At 74.0% G+C, this 1748-nt stretch carries 2 protein-coding genes; one reads left to right on the forward strand and one right to left on the reverse strand.

The annotated features are described in order from the left end of the window. Window positions 1–1072: DUF885 domain-containing protein (locus H5J30_RS31250; protein WP_181790901.1), on the forward strand; the 1072-nt coding region annotated here is incomplete at its 5' end. Between the two features lie 88 nt (window positions 1073–1160). On the opposite strand, the gene H5J30_RS31255 is transcribed toward H5J30_RS31250, so the two are convergent. Next, the coding region (locus H5J30_RS31255; protein ID WP_309505691.1) for an SbcC/MukB-like Walker B domain-containing protein at window positions 1161–1748 on the reverse strand (588 nt) is incomplete at its 5' end.

Raw genomic sequence — 1748 nt, forward strand, 5'->3', positions numbered from 1 at the left:
GACCGCCGCCCTCGGTGCGCTGCGCGACTGGATGCGCGACGTGTACGTGCCCGCCGCGGCCGGCACCCCCGACGTCGTCGGACGCGAGCGCTACGCCCGCTGGTCGCGCTTCTTCAACGGCGCGGACCTCGACCTGGACGAGGCGTACGCCTACGGCTGGTCCGAGTACCACCGGCTGATCGGCGAGATGAAGACCGAGGCCGCGAAGATCCTCCCCGGCGCCGCCACCCCCTGGGAGGCGCTGAAGCACCTGGACGAGCACGGCGCCCACATCGAGGGCGAGGACGCCGTCCGCGACTGGCTGCAGGGCATCATGGACGAGGCCATCTCGGCGCTCGACGGCACGCACTTCGACCTGGCCGAGCCGGTCCGCCGGGTGGAGTCCCGGATCGCGCCGCCCGGCGGCGCCGCCGCGCCGTACTACACGCCGCCCGCCGAGGACTTCTCCCGTCCCGGGCGCACCTGGCTGCCGACGATGGGCGAGACCCGCTTCCCGGTCTACGACCTGGTCTCCACCTGGTACCACGAGGGCGTGCCCGGCCACCATCTCCAGCTCGCGCAGTGGGTGTACGTCAAGGACCAGCTCTCCCGCTACCAGTCGACGATCGGCTGGGTCAGCGCCAACTGCGAGGGCTGGGCCCTGTACGCGGAGCGGCTGATGGACGAGCTGGGCTTCCTCACCGACGCGGAGCGGCGGCTCGGCTACCTGGACGCGCAGATGATGCGCGCCGCGCGGGTGATCGTCGACATCGGCATGCACCTGGAGCTGGCGATCCCGGACCACTCCCCCTTCCACCCGGGCGAGCGGTGGACGCCGGCGCTGGCGCAGGAGTTCTTCGGGATGCACAGCGGCCGGCCCGCGGACTTCGTGGAGAGCGAGCTGACGCGCTATCTGTCGATGCCGGGGCAGGCGATCGGCTACAAGATCGGCGAACGGGCCTGGCTGCGCGGCCGGGACGCGGCGCGCAAGGCGCGCGGCGCGGACTTCGACGCCAAGGCGTGGCACATGGCCGCGCTGTCGCAGGGCTCCCTCGGGCTGGACGACCTGGAGGCCGAGCTGTCGGCGCTGTGAGTCCGGTGTGAGGTGACGGCCGCGGCCCCGGCAGGGGTCGCGGCCGTACGCGTCCCCGCGGCCCGCCGGACGTGCGGCCGGAGGGCGGTCAGCGGTCGGCGGCCGTGCGGTGGCGTACGTACGAGCCCGAGCGGCCCTTGACGACCTCCAGCTGCGCCGGGATCCGCCGGCGCAGCTCCGGCACGTGGCTGACGATGCCCACCGTGCGGTCCCGCTCGCGCAGCGCGTCGAGCACGTCCAGCACCTCGTCCAGCGTCTGTTCGTCCAGGCTGCCGAAGCCCTCGTCGATGAAGAGCGTGTCGAGCCGGACGCCCCCGGCCTCCTCCGCCACCACGTCGGACAGGCCGAGGGCCAGGGCGAGGGAGGCGAAGAACGACTCGCCGCCGGAGAGGGTGGCGGTGTCCCGCTCGGTGCCGGTCCAGGCGTCCACGACGTGCAGCCCGAGGCCGTGGCGGCCCCGGCCGTTCGCCCGCTCGTCGGAGTGCACCAGCGTGAACCGGCCGGACGACATCCGTGCCAGCCGGGCCGTCGCGGCGGCGGCGACCTGTTCGAGCCGGGCGGCCAGCACGTACGACTCCAGCCGCATCTTCCGCTCGTTCTCCGCGGACGTGCCAGCCGCGAGCGAGGCGAGCCGGGCCACCCGGTGGTGCTCCGTACGCAACGGGGCCAGCCGGCG

Origin of the sequence: Streptomyces phytophilus (genome assembly GCF_013870535.1) — a bacterium.
GTDB lineage: Bacteria > Actinomycetota > Actinomycetes > Streptomycetales > Streptomycetaceae > Streptomyces > Streptomyces phytophilus.